The sequence below is a fragment of the Solibacillus sp. FSL R7-0668 genome, assembly GCF_038006205.1.
Lineage (GTDB): Bacteria > Bacillota > Bacilli > Bacillales_A > Planococcaceae > Solibacillus.
The window spans coordinates 2,855,993-2,875,047 of record NZ_JBBOUU010000001.1; the positions used below are offsets into that span (position 1 = coordinate 2,855,993).

Annotated in this window: 17 protein-coding genes; 5 read left to right on the top strand and 12 right to left on the bottom strand. The window is 37.9% G+C overall.

Annotation, left to right across the window (positions count from 1 at the left end):
- Nucleotides 1-33 precede the first annotated feature (33 nt).
- Complete coding sequence (ald, locus tag MKX47_RS14230) at nt 34-1,170, bottom strand: alanine dehydrogenase (protein WP_340775402.1); 1,137 nt, start codon at nt 1,168-1,170, stop codon at nt 34-36.
- A gap of 328 nt (nt 1,171-1,498) precedes the next feature.
- On the opposite strand from ald, the gene MKX47_RS14235 reads away from it, so the two are divergent.
- A complete protein-coding gene (locus MKX47_RS14235) occupies nt 1,499-1,945 on the top strand; it encodes a universal stress protein (RefSeq protein WP_340775404.1) in 447 nt (148 codons plus the stop codon).
- Between the two features lie 69 nt (nt 1,946-2,014).
- Here the strand turns inward: MKX47_RS14235 and MKX47_RS14240 are convergent, their stop codons facing one another.
- From MKX47_RS14240 to ezrA, 9 genes are all read right to left on the bottom strand, one after another.
- Nucleotides 2,015-2,956 (bottom strand): class I SAM-dependent methyltransferase, encoded by a 942-nt coding sequence (locus tag MKX47_RS14240; RefSeq protein WP_340775406.1) that lies wholly within the window; start codon nt 2,954-2,956, stop codon nt 2,015-2,017.
- 186 nt (nt 2,957-3,142) lie between these two features.
- Nucleotides 3,143-3,649 carry a thiol peroxidase gene (gene tpx, locus MKX47_RS14245; protein WP_340775408.1) on the bottom strand — a complete coding sequence of 169 codons (507 nt, stop codon included), beginning with the start codon at nt 3,647-3,649 and terminating at the stop codon, nt 3,143-3,145.
- 173 nt (nt 3,650-3,822) lie between these two features.
- Nucleotides 3,823-4,326, bottom strand: coding sequence for an RDD family protein (locus MKX47_RS14250; RefSeq protein WP_340775410.1), 504 nt, complete (start codon nt 4,324-4,326; stop codon nt 3,823-3,825).
- 16 nt (nt 4,327-4,342) lie between these two features.
- Nucleotides 4,343-5,353 carry a signal peptide peptidase SppA gene (gene sppA, locus MKX47_RS14255; protein WP_340775412.1) on the bottom strand — a complete coding sequence of 337 codons (1,011 nt, stop codon included), beginning with the start codon at nt 5,351-5,353 and terminating at the stop codon, nt 4,343-4,345.
- 145 nt (nt 5,354-5,498) lie between these two features.
- Nucleotides 5,499-7,070 carry an acyl-CoA synthetase MbcS gene (gene mbcS, locus MKX47_RS14260; RefSeq protein WP_340775414.1) on the bottom strand — a complete coding sequence of 524 codons (1,572 nt, stop codon included), beginning with the start codon at nt 7,068-7,070 and terminating at the stop codon, nt 5,499-5,501.
- 164 nt (nt 7,071-7,234) lie between these two features.
- Nucleotides 7,235-7,444 carry an alpha/beta-type small acid-soluble spore protein gene (locus tag MKX47_RS14265; RefSeq protein ID WP_241369458.1) on the bottom strand — a complete coding sequence of 70 codons (210 nt, stop codon included), beginning with the start codon at nt 7,442-7,444 and terminating at the stop codon, nt 7,235-7,237.
- Nucleotides 7,445-7,556: 112 nt separating this feature from the next.
- Complete coding sequence (thiI, locus tag MKX47_RS14270) at nt 7,557-8,768, bottom strand: tRNA uracil 4-sulfurtransferase ThiI (protein ID WP_340775418.1); 1,212 nt, start codon at nt 8,766-8,768, stop codon at nt 7,557-7,559.
- Nucleotides 8,765-9,913: a cysteine desulfurase family protein gene (locus tag MKX47_RS14275; protein WP_340775420.1), complete on the bottom strand. Its 1,149-nt coding sequence runs from the start codon at nt 9,911-9,913 to the stop codon at nt 8,765-8,767. Before MKX47_RS14275 ends, thiI begins: the two co-directional genes overlap by 4 nt.
- A 132-nt stretch (nt 9,914-10,045) precedes the next feature.
- Entirely contained in the window at nt 10,046-11,749 is a 1,704-nt protein-coding gene (gene ezrA, locus MKX47_RS14280) for a septation ring formation regulator EzrA (RefSeq protein ID WP_340775422.1), read from the bottom strand.
- Between the two features lie 140 nt (nt 11,750-11,889).
- On the opposite strand from ezrA, the gene hisJ reads away from it, so the two are divergent.
- The gene (hisJ, locus tag MKX47_RS14285) at nt 11,890-12,696 is read left to right on the top strand and encodes a histidinol-phosphatase HisJ (RefSeq protein WP_340775424.1); all 807 of its coding nucleotides are present in this window, start codon (nt 11,890-11,892) and stop codon (nt 12,694-12,696) included.
- A 15-nt stretch (nt 12,697-12,711) separates the two neighbouring features.
- Nucleotides 12,712-13,191, top strand: coding sequence for a GAF domain-containing protein (locus MKX47_RS14290; RefSeq protein WP_340775428.1), 480 nt, complete (start codon nt 12,712-12,714; stop codon nt 13,189-13,191).
- 35 nt (nt 13,192-13,226) lie between these two features.
- On the opposite strand, the gene MKX47_RS14295 is transcribed toward MKX47_RS14290, so the two are convergent.
- On the bottom strand, nt 13,227-15,083 hold the full coding sequence (locus tag MKX47_RS14295; protein WP_340775430.1) for a sensor domain-containing diguanylate cyclase: 1,857 nt from the start codon (nt 15,081-15,083) through the stop codon (nt 13,227-13,229).
- Nucleotides 15,084-15,555: 472 nt separating this feature from the next.
- Here MKX47_RS14295 and rpsD point away from each other — a divergent pair, with 472 nt between their 5' ends.
- A complete protein-coding gene (gene rpsD / locus MKX47_RS14300; RefSeq protein WP_340775432.1) occupies nt 15,556-16,158 on the top strand; it encodes a 30S ribosomal protein S4 in 603 nt (200 codons plus the stop codon).
- Between the two features lie 246 nt (nt 16,159-16,404).
- Here the strand turns inward: rpsD and MKX47_RS14305 are convergent, their stop codons facing one another.
- Nucleotides 16,405-17,064, bottom strand: coding sequence for a M15 family metallopeptidase (locus MKX47_RS14305; RefSeq protein ID WP_340775435.1), 660 nt, complete (start codon nt 17,062-17,064; stop codon nt 16,405-16,407).
- Between the two features lie 669 nt (nt 17,065-17,733).
- On the opposite strand from MKX47_RS14305, the gene dctA reads away from it, so the two are divergent.
- Nucleotides 17,734-18,987: a C4-dicarboxylate transporter DctA gene (gene dctA / locus MKX47_RS14310; RefSeq protein ID WP_340775436.1), complete on the top strand. Its 1,254-nt coding sequence runs from the start codon at nt 17,734-17,736 to the stop codon at nt 18,985-18,987.
- Nucleotides 18,988-19,055: the final 68 nt, after the last annotated feature.

The following is a 19,055-nucleotide window of genomic DNA, read 5'->3' on the forward strand; positions in this document are numbered from 1 at the left end:
TCTCCATTTCGAGGGCAAGGCAGATTTATTAGCTTATTGATTTAATCCTGTTAAAACACCTAGTACATCATCCACCGTAACATATGGCAATTGTTGGGCGTCTGCTACTGCGCGGTATACAACTTTACCATCAATAGTATTCACGCCTCGTTTTAATGCTTCATTGTCTAAGCAGGCACGAATATAGCCCTTGTTGGCAATTTGTAACGCATAAGGAACAGTATTGTTTGTTAACGCAATTGTTGACGTACGCGGTACAGCTCCTGGCATATTCGCTACTGTATAGTGTACAACACCATGTTTTACGAATGTTGGGTTATCATGCGTTGTGACCTTTTCCGATGTCGCGAAGCAGCCACCTTGGTCAATTGCAATATCAACGACAACAGAACCTGGAGACATTGATGCAATCATCTCTTCCGTTACTAATTTCGGTGCTTTTGCGCCAGGAATTAATACAGATCCAATTACTAAGTCTGCCGAACGAACTGCATCCGCAATATTAAATGGATTTGAAATTAATGTTTGGACATCACGACCAAAAATATCTTCTAATTGACGTAAACGCTCTGGGCTTAAGTCAATAATTGTCACATCTGCCCCCATGCCAACAGCAACCTTAGCTGCATTCGTCCCAGCGATACCGCCTCCAATTACCGTTACCTTTCCACGAGGCACGCCCGACACACCGCCTAATAAAATCCCTTTTCCACCTTGTAATTTTTCTAAATAATGTGCACCGATTTGCGTTGCCATTCGCCCTGCGACTTCGCTCATTGGTGTCAGTAATGGTAAAGAATTATTCGGTAATTGCACCGTTTCATAAGCAATCCCGACTACCTTGTTTTCAAGTAATGCCTTTGTCAGCTCTGGCTCCGGTGCTAAATGTAGGTAGGTGAATAAAATTAAGCCTTCTCGGAAATATTGATATTCACTTTCTATTGGCTCTTTTACCTTTAACACCATATCTGCATTCCAAGCTTCTACTGCCGAATCAACAATATGTGCTCCTGCTAATAAATAATCATTATCTGTAAATGAAGAACCTAATCCAGCCCCTGCTTCAATATACACTTCATGACCATTGGCAATTAATGATAATACCCCTGATGGCGTCATTGCCACACGATTTTCGTTGTTTTTAATTTCTTTTGGTACCCCTATTTTCATCGTGAATTCCTCCCTGTGAATCATAAAATGTAATAATTCAAATCCATTCTACCACTTTATTCAAAAAATAGTAGCTATTTTTTGAATATATAATACATTCATAATAATCGAATTTAAAAAACGTCAACCCATTTCACAAGAAAGATTCCCTACATCGACACGAACACTATTTTTCAATAATAACTAAACGGTTTTTCTACAATTGTGAAGAAAAATTATACATATACGATAGGAAATATTATTAATTTTCAGCTTTTTTAATGTTAGCTATTTCCAATCGAAAAACATTTGCTATAATAAGGCTATAGAAAACTAGGAGGTAATGAAAATGGCAAATCATTATAAGAGTATTGTAGTAGCAGTAGACGGTTCTAAAGAAGCAGAATACGCATTCCGTAAATCAATCGACGTTGCAAAACGTAACGAAGGCGCAACAATAAACTTAGTGAATGTTATTGATACACGTTCGTTCGCAGCAATCGAAGCGTATGATCGTTCAATCGCTGAGCGTGCACAACAACACTCAGAAGAATTATTAAACGGTTACAAAAAACAAGCGGAAGAAGCTGGTATTGCTAATGTAAACTTAGTAATTGAATACGGCTCTCCAAAAAACATCATCACAAAAGAGCTTTCTAACGTTGTAGAAGCGGACTTAATCATTTGTGGTGCAACTGGTTTAAACGCTGTTGAACGCTTCTTAATCGGTTCTGTATCAGAAGCTATCGTACGTTCTGCAAAATGTGACGTATTAGTAATCCGTACACCAGAGTGATTTTTTCATTCCAGTAAATGAAAACGCCATCTTCCAAATCAATGGAAGATGGCGTTTTTTTTCGTTTCTTTAGCGCTTTTGGTCATTTCCTTCACGCCACATACGTACTTTTTCAAAGAACATCGCAAGCGCTTCACGGTTGGACATATTTGGGACCTTCGCTAATAATACTTCGCGAGGTGCTTTTAACTGCTTACTTTGCTTTTGTAAAATTAAAATACTTTTTTCATGCGCTTTTGATGCAAATAAATTTTCAGGTAATTGAATGACTGCTTGAATCCACGCATGACTTTTTATAAATTTGTGTAATTGCTTTGCTTGCTCGGATTCAAATAAATTAGCAGGAATTAAGAAGAAAGCAAAGCCGCCCTCTTTTGTATAATTCATCGATTGCTCAATAAATAAGTGGTGCGCATAACTCATACCTTCTGCCGCACATAATTCATAATCTAGCGCTACCTCTTCATTTGGATAATAGCCAACAGGTAAATCACAAATGACCGCATCGACTGGGTCTACTAATAATTTTTCTAATGCATCTTGACGGAATAATCTCACAGGCTGTTCAATTAAATCCCCTGTTGCTGCAGCAAGACGGATTAATAAATCATCGATTTCAACACCTGTTGCTTCGACATTACCATTTAAAGCATTCATCACCGTAAATAATAAATTGCCCGTACCTAAAGCTGGGTCAACTACCGCAATGGGACCATGTTGTAATCGCTGTTCAAAGCATTGCTCTACAAAATGAGCCACAAGTAAGCCTAACGTGTCAGGTGTCATTTGATGATTCGGCTGGGCACTTTTGCGCATCCCTTTTAAAATGGCAATTTGGATGGCCTTGCGCATATCTTCATTCGTTGCCTCTTCTACTTGCCACTCAAATTTACCATCTAATGTATCGTCTAATGCTTGTAATAACGCATCTAAATAATCTAGCCCATTTGTTTCTACTAATTTTTCTGCATAATCATTAACATATTTAAATATTTGTTCAAATTTTTCCATCGTATTAAAACCCCTCTTACTATGTTAGAAATATACATACCACATAATTTGACCACTTTCTTATGTGAATTTTCTCGATACATTTCCATCATTTTATCAATCCCAGAAATGAACAACCCACTCAATTTTCTTGAGTGGGTTTTTTAATGCTCTATTTACTTTACACTAAATTGCTGAAAAACAAAATTATTTTGAAAGTGCTTTTACCGCTTCTAACGCTGCTTCATAGTTCGGATGTGTTGTACCTTCTGAAACGTATTCTACATAAGCTACTTTCCCGCTTTCATCCACTACGAAAATTGAACGAGCTAAAAGGCGCAATTCCTTCATATGTACGCCATATGCTTCTCCGAATGATGCATCGCGATGATCTGATACAGTAACGACTTTATCGATACCTGCAGCGCCGCACCAACGTTTTTGTGCAAATGGTAAATCCATTGATACCGTATAAATAATCACGTTATCGCCTAACTCTGCAGCAGCTTCATTAAACTTACGTGTTTGTTGGTCACAAACTCCTGTATCTAATGATGGAACCACTGAGAATAAACGAATCTTCCCTTCAGAATCCTTTAATGTTACTGGGGATAAATCGTTTGCTAACACTGTGAAGTCAGGTGCTTGATCGCCTACTTTTACTTCGTTACCGATTAAAGTGACTGGTTTATTAATAAATGTTACTTGTGCCATAATAACGCCTCCTTATTTATTACCTTATATTACTAAAGACAAAATACACTTTGCAACTATCGTGGCTCGAGAACACCAAAGAAAAAAGCTACTTCATAAGTGACCACTTATAAAATAACTTTCTTCTTGTTTAGAAGGTGTCGATACTCTCTGATACCCTCTCCTATGATTCATTAAACTTTTTGCACATAAATTGCTTCATGTACGACGATGGTATCTGCAAAATAGTCCGCGATGCTTTTATTATTCGGTGCAACTGCTATGATTAAGTACGGTAAATAGAGCATTGTACCGTTAATAAAGCGCCCTATCCCTTCACGGAATAAAACCGTCATCCAGTCCAATGGTTCTCCATTATCTTTTTGTACCTTTAATCCAAAGACCATTTTACCTAAAGTTTGCTTGAAATACTTCGTCATCAATACGAAATACGCATAAAAAAAGAACCCTGATACGATTGTAAACGGTGCGTACCAACTATCACCCGTTACACTCCAATCCAATACTGCAAATAATGGCTTTACTGCAATTCCTACGATGGCTGCAATCACAAGCGAATCGATGATAAAAGCCCAAAATCGCATCCAAAAGCCACCTGTTTTAAGTTGAAGAGAAGGCTCTACTACGACTGGCTTCGTATCAATCGTATTTACTTCCTCGATTATATTGTCCGACATCGTAACCCCTCCTATTCTATTGTTCACCATATAAATACATCATACGCGGTGAGCTAGTTGATGAAATAATTTTTGAAATAGCCTGTGCTTCTGCTGAAGGGCTAAACATTGATCCTATTTTCACGCCTAATAACGAAGCCCAACTATCTGATTGTGTTGCATATTCAAATAACTCTGCATCCTCTAAGCCGTGTTCTGTACGCAGTGCATGTAATGCTGCATTTTCATTGCCGATTTCATCTACTAAACCTGCTTTTAATGCTTGCGAGCCACCTAAAATGCGTCCGTCCGCCACTTTCTTCACGTTTGCTTCTGACATGCCACGACCTTGTTCAATAATGTCGACAAATACTTCATACGATTCATCAATCATTTCTTGTAACATCGTTTTTTCCTCTGCTGTAGAAGGACGATTACCACCGAACATATCTTTATGTTCACCTGATTTGATCGTTTCAAATTCAATTCCTACTTTTTCTGCTAGCTTGCTATAGTTAAGCGATTGCATAATGACACCAATCGAACCTGTAATCGTTTCACGCTGCGCAAAAATTTTGTCAGCTGGGGCCGAAATATAATAACCACCTGAGGCAGCCATCGATCCCATTGATACATAAATTGGAATTTGCTTTTCTTCTTTAATTTGAACAAGCTTTTCATGGATTTCTGCCGATTCAATTACACCACCACCAGGGGAATCTACCGAAAGCAACACGGCCTGGACAGTATCATCCGCTAAAATAGCATCCAACTGTCTCATAAAGGCCTGGTGATTATATTCAACCGTCTCCCAAACACTCGGCTCACCCACATCTTGAATGACACCACTTACTGTTAAATGGGCAATACGATTTGCAAAATCACCTGGTTCCACAACATTTTCATAAGCAAAGTCTTGCGTTCCAAGCATGCTATCAAAGCTTGTTAAAAAATCGGTTTTAAAAATCGTAATGATCGTATTAATTCCAATAGAAAAGAATAATAATACCGCTGCGATAATGAGCGCAACTACTCGTTTTGTATTCATTTATATAGCCTCCTTTAATTACTGTACGAAAGTATTTTACAAAAAGTTTCAACTTTCTACAAATCTAGCCCAAAATAAAGAGAGTATCCGAGAAATATTTCTGGGACACCCTCTTTATTACCTGGGAAATACATCGAAATAACTGTTATTTTGTTTCTTTTAGACGCAGCTCCACACGGCGGATTTTGCCGGAAATTGTTTTCGGTAGCTCATCTAAAAATTCAATAATTCGTGGATATTTATAAGGCGCTGTTAGTTGCTTCACATGATTTTGTAACTCTTCAACAATTGTTGGACTATCTTTTAAACTCGCATCTCTTAAAACAATATATGCTTTTACAACATTCCCCCGTACTTCATCGGGACTGGCTACAACTGCGCATTCTTGAACTGCTGCATGCTTCGTTAAAGCGTCCTCTACCTCGAACGGTCCAATCGTATAGCCTGACGAAATAATGATGTCATCATTGCGCCCTTCAAACCAGAAATAGCCATCCTCATCTTTTGTTGCACGATCACCTGTTACATACCAATCACCACGGAATTGAATCGCCGTACGCTCCGGATCTTTAAAATAGCCTTTAAATAAGGCTGGGGTCGATTTATGCACAGCAATATCACCCACTTCACCCGCAACAACGACTTCACCAAATTCATTGATTAAATCAATACGGTTACCAGGCGTTGGTTTCCCCATTGAACCTGGACGTAATTCAGTGTTCAATAATGTACCAATTAATAATGTATTTTCCGTCTGACCATAACCATCTCGTACAGTAATTTGATGCTCGCGCTTAAATATTTCAATGACTTCGCGATTTAATGGTTCACCTGCAGATACCGCACTACGCAATGCAGCTAAATTGTATGAGCCAAGCTGATCCAGTTTAGCCATCATTCGATATTCCGTTGGTGTACAGCAAAGTACATTAATTTTTTGTTGTTCAATTATTGTTAAAAATGTTTTTGCTTCGAATTTTCCTTTATAAACAAAGCCTGTTGCGCCACTACCAAGAACCGCTAAAAACGGACTCCAAATCCATTTTTGCCACCCTGGTGCAGCCGTGGCCCAAACAATATCCCCATCTTGCACACCTAGCCATTCACTTGCAGTTGTTCGTAAATGGGCAAAACCCCAACCATGTGTATGCATAGCGCCTTTTGGATTGCCGGTTGTGCCAGATGTATAAGCTAAAAATGCTAAATCGTCGGCATTTGTAGTAACCGCATTAAACTCAGTTGACTGCTCTTGCGCTAGTTCCATTAAAGATACCCAGCCCTCACGTTTATTACCAACAATAAAGCATGTAACATTCGCTAAATTTTCGACCTGCTCAAATTCTTTTATAAATTGCTCTTGCACAATAATGGCCTTTGCGCCCGAGTGTATTAAACGATAGTCAATATCTTTTGCTCGAAGCAACTCCGAGCTAGGAATAATTACCAATCCCGCCTTAAGTGCACCAATATACGACACATACGCTTCTAAACAGCGTGGCAGCATAATTAAAATAACGTCCCCTTTCGTTAATCCTTGTGCGATAAAGGCGTTAGCAGCTTGATTGGCTTTTTCAAGGAGCACTTCATATGTATAATGCACCTGCTCACCGTTTTCCTCCTGAATAATCAGTGCTGTTTTGCTATCTTTATTGCTATGTTTTTCAAATTCATCCGCAATATTATAATTTTGCGGCGCTAATAATGATTCGTAATTCATCTTCAACTCTCCCCTTTGATTGAAAAAATGATACTTACCCTTTAAGTATAATTATTGAGCGCTATAAATACAAAAAAATTGTAAAATTATTTGGAATAATTTATTTCCTCGACGTCAAAAATAAAAGGAACGCCTACATTTGTAGGCATTCCCTTTATTTTTAATTATTGATTTGATTTTCCGCGTAATTGTTGTTCAGCCATTTGTACAAGGCGTTTTGTAATTTCGCCACCAACTGAACCGTTTGCGCGTGATGAAGCATCTGGTCCTAATTGCACTCCGAACTCTTGTGCAATTTCGTATTTCATTTGATCAAGTGCTTGCTGTGCACCAGGTACACGTAATTTGTTTGAGCTACCGTTGTTGTTTGTCATATGTTGCTCACCTCCTTGTGACATTAGAATGCACAGGATGAGTAATTTCATACACGTTTAAAAACAGGTAAATCCTACTTCTAATAGGAAATGAGCAACAACCTTTCACAAATTATAGCAAGTCTGCGAATTGGTCCTGTTTTGCTTCCTTTTGTGGGAAGCTATATACTTCGCGGTTTTGTACAGCACGCTCAATTAATTCATCAAATTCCGTAAAGCTTTCAAAATGTTGAACCTTTTCTAATTTTGGCTTAGTTTTCGGACTAGATGGCGTAAAAATCGTACAGCAATCCTCATACGGCTGAATCGATGTTTCGTACGTACCAATTTTTTCGGCAATTTTAATGATATCGTTTTTATCCGCTGAAATGAGTGGACGTAAAATAGGTGTGCTTGTGACATTATTAATTGCTGTTAGGCTTTCTAATGTTTGGGAAGCTACTTGGCCTAGGCTCTCACCTGTCACAATTCCTAATGCACCAATCTCTTCTCGCACACGGTCTGCTACTTTCATCATCATACGACGTGTTGACGTCATCGACATATTGTCTGGAACAGCATCTTTAACCGCTACTTGTAATTCCGTAAATGGAATCACGAATAAACGGACGCGCGCACCAAATTTTGTTAATTCATTGGCTAGGTCTTTTACTTTTTGCAATGCATTATCGCTTGTATATGGTGGACTAAAGAAATGAATGGCATCAATGCGAACACCGCGCTTCATCATTAAATAGCCTGCCACTGGACTATCAATCCCACCCGAAAGCATGAGCAGTGATTTACCATTTGAACCAATTGGCATACCACCAGCACCAGGAATTACCTGTGCCATCATATAAATAGCATCTTCACGTACTTCAATACGTAATGCCACTTCCGGATTTTTCACTTGCACTTTAAAATTCGGGAACTGTGGAAGCAACATCGCACCCATTTCACGCTGTAATTCATGCGTATTTAACGGAAATGATTTATCGGTACGGTGCACTTCTACTTTAAATGTCACTAGCTCACGCTCACGATAATCCTCTAAAATTTCAACTGCTAATGCCTTCATGACATCTAAATCTTTTTCACAAGAAGCAACCGGACTGAAGGATTGGATACCAAATACATTTGGCAAACGCTCCATTAATACATCGAATTTTTCTTTGTTTTCAATTTCGATAAACATACGATCACGTTCAGCACGAATTTTAAGTGGTGCAATATCATGGAATGAATAACGCACATTATCACGTAAACGGCTAATAAAATCTTTTTTGTTTCGACCCTTCGTCGATAATTCACCGTAGCGAATTAATATTTCTTTAAAAATCATGCTGTAATTTCTCCTTTTAACTCTTTCATCACTGCTATAAATTGCTTTTTAAATGCTTCAATATCTGCATTTGTATTATTGGCGCCAAAGCTAAGACGTAACACACCATTTTTAAAACGGCTATCCATATTTAATGCTTCGACAACATGGCTTGTTTTAGTTTGTTTAGATGAACATGCACTAGACGTCGACACAATAATGTCACGTTTTTGTAGCGCATTAATTAATACCTCACCCTTTAAACCCCTTACACTGAAACTCATAATATGTGGTGCACCGTCACGAGAGGATAATACATGTATTTCTTCACCGAATCTAGCAAAGAAATCATGTAAATCATTGGCCCATTTTCGATAGTTTTCCACATGTTGTGGCATTGCTTCGATGGCTAATCGTGCAGCTTTGGCCATTGCAACTGCTTGAGGTACGGCAACTGTACCACTACGTAAACCAAATTCTTGACCACCACCAACGATAAATGGCTTTACTTGTGGCTTTTTGCGGAAGGCTAACACACCCGTTCCTTTTAATGCATGAATTTTATGACCCGAAATCGATAGTAAATCTGGCCCTTTTTCATCATTAAATCGAATTGGTAATTTTCCAAAGCTTTGGATGGCATCAACATGGAACATTGCTTGGCATGTTTCGTGAATCATTTCAGCAGCCTGCTCGATTGGCTGAATGGCCCCCATTTCATTATTGACATGCATTATGCTGACGATAATTGTATCTTTACGCAACTTGGCGCGTAATTCATCTAATGAAATAATACCTTGTTTGTCGACTTTTAAATAATCGATTTCGTAGCCTTCAGATGCAAGACGCTTTGTTGCTTCTAAAATGGATGGGTGTTCGACTTCTGTTGTAATGATGTGCTTCCCGCGAAATTCACTTGATTTTGCTAAACCATAGAGCGCGGCATTATTCGACTCTGTACCTCCTGCGGTAAAGAGTACATTTTTTTCATCTGTATTTAAAAGTTGTGCTAGCTGTTCACGTGCTTTTGTCAGTAAGGCATTGGACTCAACACCTGCTTTATGAATAGATGACGGATTCGCAAAGTATTGTTCATTTACTTGAATAAATGCTGCTAGTACTTCTTTGTGCGGCTTTGTCGTCGCACTATTATCTAAATAGATCATGTTTCATACCTTCTTTATTAAACTAGTTTCCGAAAGAAAAAGGGCTCGTTCCGAAAAATCCTCCCGAACTGCCCTTTATCTTTATGCTTCTATATTATACCGCTAAAATTCACAACATGTAACCGTTAATGCTTATGAATTTGTTAGCAATTGTTCCTGCACCAATTCTTCAATACGTTTAATCGCGTTTGAATCGACCATTTCCACTGCTTTCGCGGCATCTTCAAGCGCCTTTACATAGCGGAAGTTTTTAAATGCTTCCTCTGCATCTAGTAAGCTTTCATGTACTTGACGGTTGCCTGCACGGTAGCGATTACCAAATTGAATTAAGCGCTCAATAATTAAGACATTTTCAATCATTTCTTGTGCCTTGTCATGTGTTTCTTCAATCGATTGCTTTGCTGTTAATAAATGCTGATTCACTTGATTAATATTTAACGGAACTTCTTGCAAACTTTGAATAACGATGTAAATACGTTCTTCTGCTTCTTCTAATCGTGCATCCATTTCTTCTGGAATACCTGGAATATTCGCACGGTTCAGTAGACGCTCTGTATTTTGTAATGTCCGCTTTAACGCGTCTAAATCAGCGCGTGCTTTATTTTCATCGATACGTAGATTTTTTAACTGGTTCGAGAAGCGCTCTTGCTCCTCTGCAATACGTTCGATTTCTTCCGTAATTTCTGTAAGCTCCTCTTGTAAGCTCGAGTACGCTGATTTTTCTTCCTGTACACGCATCGACAAGATTTCGTAACGCTTTTGCAATACTTCTAAATGTTTTAAACCTACTTTTGGGATTTCAGCTTCTTTTTCTTGCAAACGATAGCTATGCTGCACATACTCGACTTCGTTACTGATGTCCTTCGTTAAGCGCATCACCTCAGTAATGGTATTAAACATGCCTGAGCAATGGCGCTCTACATATTTACGCGACATAACCTCTTTTTCTAGTAAATCATAGAAATGATCGATTTCATCATTAATGGCCTGAATACGTGGTGACACTGCTTGTAAGTTAAGTTCAGCAATTGCTGCTTTTAATGTAATAAGCTCTTTGTCTAATGCATCTAAGTATTCGGTTAGCTCTAAATGGCGTAAATAATAGTTTTGCTCTTCCATTTCACGCTGACCATTTCGTAATTCATGAATCGCCGTTGGAATTTTTGTTTGAATTTCTGTTAACAATGTCGGGACTTCATTGAGCAAGTTAAAAATTTCTTGTGCTTCACTATTTAGCTGGAGCACAATCTCACGTGCCTGTAGGTAGTTTCCTTCTTTTGTTAATTCATCGAACTCTTCAAATCTAGGTGAAAATTGCTCCAATCGCTGTTCTAGCCCTTCTAATGCCGGGCCAAATGAATGCTGATGCGCTAAGATTGTTTTACGCGCTGACCGGTAATATTCTTTTAATTGCTCCATTTCGATGCGATTTTTCTCTTCACTTCCGATTAACTCGTCCAGCTCCGCAATAATTTGGACACGAACTTGCTCACATTGTGTTAATTGTTGTTCAATTTCACGCTCTGTAGTGGAAGCTTTTCTAAATTGAAAGCGATCAATATGTTCTTCTGCATCAAATAGCAATTCATCTACTTTTGGAATTTGCTTATCCATGACATCTAGCCAACGATTGCGCCAGTTTTCAAATAACTCCTCTGTTTGACCATTCATATTGAGTGCCTTCACTTTTGCTAATTCTTCAAAAATCGGATAATGTTGAATTTGTAATTTTTCTTTATCTAATCGTCCTATTTCTGCATTATGCTTACGTCGCACTACTAAGCCGGCTATTAATAATGCTAATAGTATGACGACAACAATGATGATATACTCCATTGTAAGCCCCCTAATCCCAAAAAAAAATCAATAAATTGGCTATATACGTATTACTAATAATAACATGTTTTTGGGGATTTGTTTAACTATTTACAGGTTTTTTTACTTCGAGATACCCTTATTATCAAAGGAGGACCCTTATGAGAAAGAGAGATGGCCATATACATACACCTTTTTGCCCACATGGTTCAGAGGATTCTTTAGAAAAATACATTACTAAAGCAATAGATGAAGGATTCACTGAAATTACGTTCACCGAGCACGCACCACTACCAATTTCGTTTGTCGACCCTACACCTGACAAAGATAGTGGCATGAAGCCTGAATTGCTCGAAGCTTATTTTGAACAATTACACTTATTAAAAGAACATTATAAAAAGCAAATTATTATTAATATCGGATTGGAAATCGATTATATTGTCGGATTTGAGCAGCAAACCCGAAATTTTTTGACTGAAATAGGTCCAATGCTGGATGATGCCATTCTTTCGGTACATTTCTTACAGCATGCGGGGAACTATACATGCATCGATTTTTCTGAGAATGTGTATTTACAATTCGCGGAACAAGTTGGTGGCATTGAAGCAATGTATAATCTTTATTATGAAACCGTGAAGCAATCAATCGTAGCAGATTTAGGACCTTACAAACCAAGACGTATCGGGCATCCTACACTAATTCATAAATTCCAGCTTGCCCATAACCAATCCATTAACGATCGTGCACAAATTGAAGCAGTATTACAGCTCATGAAAACGCACGGCTATGAACTTGATTTCAATAGTGCGGGATTAAGTAAAATGTATTGTCAGGAGCCCTATCCAAATTATGAATATGCGGCTTTTGCTAAGCAAATTGGTATCCCAATTGTTTTTGGGTCCGATGCGCACACAGCTAAAGATTTACATCAGCATTATGATGCTTTACAACAAAAACTATCTTTTTAATTTTGGAGGCTTTTTATGTTTGCAAAAACAACTTACAGTGGCACCCTTGCCGAGCAATATGAGTTACTATCAAAACAATTAGAAGCACTTTGTCAGGGGGAATCTGATGCCATCGCCAATTATAGTAATGCATCTGCTTTACTCAACCAGTTTTTAACAGACATTAACTGGGTCGGCTTTTACTTTATGAAAGCTGGGGAACTTGTACTTGGTCCGTTCCAGGGCTTACCTGCATGTGTACGTATTCCAGTTGGGCGTGGTGTTTGCGGAACAACCGTTGCCAACAAGGAAACCATTGTCGTTGATGATGTACACGCGTTTCCCGGTCATATCGCTTGTGACGCTGCGTCCAAATCTGAAATCGTGATTCCCCTTATCCAAAACGATGAGGTGATTGGTGTATTAGATATCGATAGTCCTATTGAAGCTCGCTTTCGTCCAGACGATCGAGCAGGCTTAGAAAATTTTGTGTCTGTTTTGCTAAAGCATATTTAAAATAGGAAAAGCTCCCCACGCATGTGGAGAGCTTTTTAGCACTGTATTTGCATTGTTTCTTCAAATAAACAATAACGATTTTTACCATTGCGTTTTGCGCTATACAATGCTGTATCTGCTTGTAAAAAGATATCTTGAAAATCTGGACGCGCATGACGATTCCAAGTAATAAGCCCTGCAGAGATCGTAACCGATGGATTCGTCTTCTTTGGGACAGCCTCTACAATGGACTGGGCAATTTTTAATGCTTCGTGCTCTAAAATATTTGGAATATAGACAGCGAGCTCTTCCCCACCCCATCGTGAACAAATACCGCGTGTACCAATTTGATGTTCGAGTTGCGAGCTTATTTGAATGAGCACTTCATCACCAATTTGGTGGCCAAAAGAGTCGTTTATCTTTTTAAAATTATCAATATCAATTAGTAAAAACATCCCCGAATCATCTTTTTGAATCGACTGCTCCACATAATTATCCGAAAATCGGCGCGCATACAGCTTTGTTAAATGATCACGGTCAACCATATCTTGCAAACGGTCGCGTAAAATCGAGTTCGAAATTGCAAGTGATGAATGATGGATTAATGATTGCATTAATTTAAAGCTGTCAAACGAGAAGAAATAAGGCTCCTCATGTAAAACGATACTAAAGCCAATAATTTTTTCTTCAACAATCATAGGAATTACCATAATGGATTTAAACGGAATTTCCTCATCGATCAGTCGACTAAAATCCGCAATAAACAAAGAATCTTGCGTCACTTCAAAATGCTGTTCGATATGCTCAATATAAATGTGACTCGCTTCTTGTCGGAAGAAATTTGTGCATGCTTCCGTTGAATTAAATTGGTCCCCCTCCTTGAAAAAGAAACCAACCTCATGTGGTTGAACCGACTTTTGTAGCTGCTTTTGTAAAAAAAGTAGCATTTCATTAATCGATAGCTTCATATTCATTCGATGCGATGTTTCATTTATAAGCTGTAAGTCACTTACTAAACGATGAGATTGATGATATAATTTTGCATTTTCGAGTGCATTACCTGAAGCATGTGCTAACATACGAATAAACTCTTTTTCTGTTGTAGAAAAAGTATATTTTAATGGGGCTTTTACCTGTAAAATACCGTATATTGCTTGTCGACCTTTCATAGGTGCATTCAGTAAGCAACGATTTAATTCAAGTGCATTATCCACTTTCATTTTTCCAGACACAAAGGCTTCAATCGTTGACGGACGCTCTGATAAATAATCAAACGGCTTAATATGAACGCGTGTTTGACGATCTTGGTCATTCGATAAAATCAACTCTACTTCAAAATTTGCGAAGTTTTCTTTAATCGTCACCAGTACATTTTCTAAAATAGCATCAATATCCATTGTTGAATGGAATAAGTCCGTGATACTATATAATTTACGGTATTTATTTTCGTTTGCTCGTAAATTATAATTATGGAGTAAAAATTGATATACTTTTGTTATTTCTTGTACAAGTTGCAATGGAAATTGTGCTGGTTTTTCAGCGGCTTCAACTTTAAAAATAACCAAGCCTAAAATAGAGTCTTCCTCCATTAACGGCAATATATGTGTATGATGTTGGAAATAAGTTTGTTTTTGCACTATCCTCGGTATTTCAATAATGTGGTGATTTGTTAATAATGGTTGGACATCCTTTAATGAAAGTTCATTTAAAAACGGATAATCTGTATGATTTGGTTTCAATGAATTCTCATTCACCTGAAATAAAAAGCTGTCTTGCATCGCAAAATATTTATTTAATCCATAAGCCAACAAACTAAAATAATCATTAAAGATAGTTAGTTTATCTTTGGAATCGATACAGAGACTTAACATTTCGGATTTAAATTGATCAACCAATAGTTGATAATCTGTCATTTAACCACCTTTTCTTTCACATTTGCGATTTACGTTATTTCTGCTTACCTCAAGTATACACAATTTAAGTCTATTTGACCATTCGTTTTTGTTATAATTTTCTAAAAAAACCTATCAAAACGTTCATTTTATTGTCATAATAGTACTTTATTCGAATTCAATTTGTTTTTTGGTAGGTAATAAATACTACAAGCCCTCCAATTTTGTGGTTCTATTTATATATACATTTCTATTGACAGTATAATTGGTTGACGCCCATAAAAAAAAAGGATACAATAGCCTTTGTGTAAAATGAATGCAGTAGTTGTAAAACTTGCTTGTGTATTTTATTCCTTCTATTTATAGAACGGTGTATTGCGTAACCCTTTCGGCTGCATGGGCGAAGATACATGAAAATAAAATGCCATGTAAGAATGGGTACAACTGGTTTTTCTTTTACAACAAAAACCAATTTTAAGGAGGAGACACAACTATGTCTCGTTATACAGGTCCATCTTGGAAACTTTCTCGTCGTCTTGGTATTTCATTAAGCGGCACAGGTAAAGAAATCGCTAAACGCCCTTACGCACCAGGTCAACACGGTCCAAACTCTCGCGGTAAAAAATCAGAGTACGGTCTACAATTAACTGAAAAGCAAAAATTACGCCACATGTACGGTATGACTGAACGTCAATTCAAAAACACTTACTTACGTGCTGGTAAATTACAAGGTGTACACGGCGAAAACTTCATGATTTTACTTGAAACTCGTCTTGACAACTTAGTATACCGTTTAGGTTTAGCTCGCACACGTCGTGCAGCTCGTCAATTAGTTAACCACGGCCACATTTTAGTTGATGGTAAACGCGTTGATATCCCATCATTCTCAGTAAAACCAGGTCAAACGATCTCTTTACGTGAGAAATCAGCTAACTTATCAGTAGTTGCTGAATCAATCGAAGTAAACAGCTTCGTACCAGAATATTTATCATTTGATGCTGACACTAAAGTTGGTACATTTGTACGTTTACCAGAGCGCTCTGAATTATCTGGTGAAATCAACGAGCAATTTATCGTAGAGTTCTACTCTCGTTAATAAAACTTCGTTGCATCTAGCAACACGAAAAGCCTTAGAAACCTTGTTAATTCAAGGGTTTCGAGGCTTTTTTCTTTTATCGAACTTTGCAATAGAATGCATTAAAATGCTTTTCATAAGGTTTTTAATAGGGTTGGAAAAATAAGCTTGGAGAACGTGTGTGTAGGAATAAGTGAGTGCAGTGCTTAATAAATAACTCAAGCCCTCCTCCACTGAGATATAAACAGTAGTTAAGGGCTTTGAAAATTATTTTTTATTTTGTAAATTATAAAGCATAGTAATGAGCTCTTCCCTAGTCGCTGGTCGTTTTAAAAACGTACCATCCGATACTCCGTTTGCTTTTGCCCATTCAACCGCTTCTTTTGCCCACGCTGCTGGTGGTGCATCTTTTACGTATAGTTCTTTTTCCACCATTTCCGCCTCCTTTGTATGATCCTGTACAATTAACTGTACCTTCAGCTTACTGTTAGATGGTACAATAACTTGCCCCTCTAGCTTATATCCTTTGGGTATACTCCAATTACTTTTAATTTCAAAATGGGAGTAATCGGCCTTACCTGCAGCAACCCATGATGCTTGTCCACCCCATGTAATGCCTATTTTTTGTGCAATTGCACCAACCTTAGCTAATGTCGCTGCATCGTATAAGGACTTCGGGGGACTAACTGCAATATCCCATGCTAAACGCCCGCTATGGTTACTGTTTAATGTCCAAGTAACGATCGGACCTGGTCGCGTGCGTCCCTGTGCATATAAATACTTTTGTCGCTCCAAACTTCGATATGTTTCAGTGATGAATATATCCCTAATTTCGGCTTTATAACATTCTTGAAAAAGCAATCGACAGGCCAATTGAGCTGCTGTAGTAAGCTCTGATAAATCACGACTTGTAGTAGTTACGCTCATTGTTTATCACCTCCTTAGATAACTTCAGTAAGTTCAAACACGCTTCCCCGTAACAGCCATTAGATAAAAACGGTCATTTAGAGCATCAGCTAAAGTAAAGACCGATTGCAATGGATACATAGAATTTTGATCCATTACATATTGTAGTTAATCCATTTTTATTATTTCAAAATAATATAATATTACTAAATCCATAGTATGCGCTTCCCTGCTGATCGGTGTGTGTGGATGCCCTCAACGCTTCATACTAATGCGGTTTAGCTGCTTTTATTTATGAGACCGAGCATTCTTCAAACTAGATAAGTAAAACAGCGTCATATTTTCTCGGCATCGCCCGTACTCATTTCACAATAGCTCTAGCATTATTGCACGCATTTCTTCAACAACTTAACCACTCATTCCAAATTGAACAAAATGAACAAAAGGGTTTCCTATTTAAATAAAGCGCTTACAATTTTAGTTGTGCTAGAACAGATGATTGCAAACAATTTAAAGAAAATATGCTTTATAAACAGAAAATAGGCATTTTCAACAGGATAACCTTATCCCCTTTAGCCGAATAGTTTTTATGAACAAAACAACACACGCTAAATAATTAGGTGTATTATAACAACAGTTCGAACGAATAGCAGATTTTTAACAAACTATAATAAGGAAGAAGGATTTTCCATGAAGTACCTAAAAAATTTGACGGTACAAGTTATCACAGCCATTATTCTCGGGATTATTGTTGGAGCCATTTGGCCGGAGTTTGGCGCGAGTTTAAAAATTTTAGCGGATTTATTTATTAAATTAATTAAGATGCTCATTGCACCGATTATATTTTTAACAGTTGTTATTGGGATTGGTAGTATGGGCGACATGAAAAAAGTCGGGAAAATTGGGGGAAAAGCGCTCATTTACTTCGAAATCGTTTCAACAATTGCTTTAGCAATTGGTATTTGCGTTGCATTGTTCATTAATGCAGGTTCTGGTATTGACACAACACATGCTGGGGATGCCGATATTTCAAAATATACTACGGCTGCTGAGGAAAACAGTGATGCGGGGTTAGGCGGATTCATTTACAATATCATTCCGGATAATTTTGTAGGTGCACTGGCGAATGGGGATTTATTGCCTACATTATTATGTGCCGTATTATTCGGGATTGCGTCTGCTTCACTTGGAGAAAAAACAAAGCCGGTCATTACCTTTTTAGAACAGGTATCGGAAATTTTCTTCAAAATCGTTAGCATCGTTATGAAAGTGTCACCAATCGGGGCATTCGGGGCGATGGCTTATACAATCGGTAATTTTGGTTTAGGCTCATTAAAATCACTTGGATTATTAATGATCGCGGTTTATATTACAATGTTCTTGTTCGTCATTGTTGTATTAGGATTAATCGCACGTTTCTTTGGCTTTAACATTTTCAAGTATATTGCCTATATTAAAGAGGAAATTTTCTTAGTAATTGGGACTTCCTCTTCAGAATCGGCACTCCCTTCCATGATGCGCAAGCTTGAAAATTTAGGCTGTTCCAAACAAGTTGTTGGATTAGTTGTGCCAACCGGCTATTCCTTTAATTTAGATGGGACGTCCATTTACTTATCAATGGCTACGCTGTTTATTGCACAGGCGTATGGTGTACATCTGACTTGGATTGAACTCATTACATTGCTTGGAATCTTAATGATCACCTCTAAAGGAGCTGCTGGTGTAACAGGTTCAGGCTTTATTACACTTGCTGCTACACTCGCTGCTTTCCCAATGGTACCTGTTGAAGGGATTGCCCTACTGATTGGTGTAGACCGCTTCATGTCAGAAGCACGCGCCGTGACCAACTTAATCGGTAATGGGGTAGCCTGTGTCGTTATTTCCAAAAATGAAAAAGAATTTACATCAAACACCACTTCACAATCAATTGCCATTAAATCATAATTATCACCAACCGCTTCTTTTCTAGGAAAGAGGCGGTTTTTACCGTTTTAACAGGAGTTTATCAAACA

Coding starts and splice junctions, on each gene's coding strand:
- ald (WP_340775402.1), bottom strand. CDS start 1,170: ATGAAAATAGGGGTACCAAAAGAAATTAAAAACAACGAAAATCGTGTG.
- MKX47_RS14235 (WP_340775404.1), top strand. CDS start 1,499: ATGGCAAATCATTATAAGAGTATTGTAGTAGCAGTAGACGGTTCTAAA.
- MKX47_RS14240 (WP_340775406.1), bottom strand. CDS start 2,956: ATGGAAAAATTTGAACAAATATTTAAATATGTTAATGATTATGCAGAA.
- tpx (WP_340775408.1), bottom strand. CDS start 3,649: ATGGCACAAGTAACATTTATTAATAAACCAGTCACTTTAATCGGTAAC.
- MKX47_RS14250 (WP_340775410.1), bottom strand. CDS start 4,326: ATGTCGGACAATATAATCGAGGAAGTAAATACGATTGATACGAAGCCA.
- sppA (WP_340775412.1), bottom strand. CDS start 5,353: ATGAATACAAAACGAGTAGTTGCGCTCATTATCGCAGCGGTATTATTA.
- mbcS (WP_340775414.1), bottom strand. CDS start 7,070: ATGAATTACGAATCATTATTAGCGCCGCAAAATTATAATATTGCGGAT.
- MKX47_RS14265 (WP_241369458.1), bottom strand. CDS start 7,444: ATGACAAACAACAACGGTAGCTCAAACAAATTACGTGTACCTGGTGCA.
- thiI (WP_340775418.1), bottom strand. CDS start 8,768: ATGATTTTTAAAGAAATATTAATTCGCTACGGTGAATTATCGACGAAG.
- MKX47_RS14275 (WP_340775420.1), bottom strand. CDS start 9,913: ATGATCTATTTAGATAATAGTGCGACGACAAAGCCGCACAAAGAAGTA.
- ezrA (WP_340775422.1), bottom strand. CDS start 11,749: ATGGAGTATATCATCATTGTTGTCGTCATACTATTAGCATTATTAATA.
- hisJ (WP_340775424.1), top strand. CDS start 11,890: ATGAGAAAGAGAGATGGCCATATACATACACCTTTTTGCCCACATGGT.
- MKX47_RS14290 (WP_340775428.1), top strand. CDS start 12,712: ATGTTTGCAAAAACAACTTACAGTGGCACCCTTGCCGAGCAATATGAG.
- MKX47_RS14295 (WP_340775430.1), bottom strand. CDS start 15,083: ATGACAGATTATCAACTATTGGTTGATCAATTTAAATCCGAAATGTTA.
- rpsD (WP_340775432.1), top strand. CDS start 15,556: ATGTCTCGTTATACAGGTCCATCTTGGAAACTTTCTCGTCGTCTTGGT.
- MKX47_RS14305 (WP_340775435.1), bottom strand. CDS start 17,064: ATGAGCGTAACTACTACAAGTCGTGATTTATCAGAGCTTACTACAGCA.
- dctA (WP_340775436.1), top strand. CDS start 17,734: ATGAAGTACCTAAAAAATTTGACGGTACAAGTTATCACAGCCATTATT.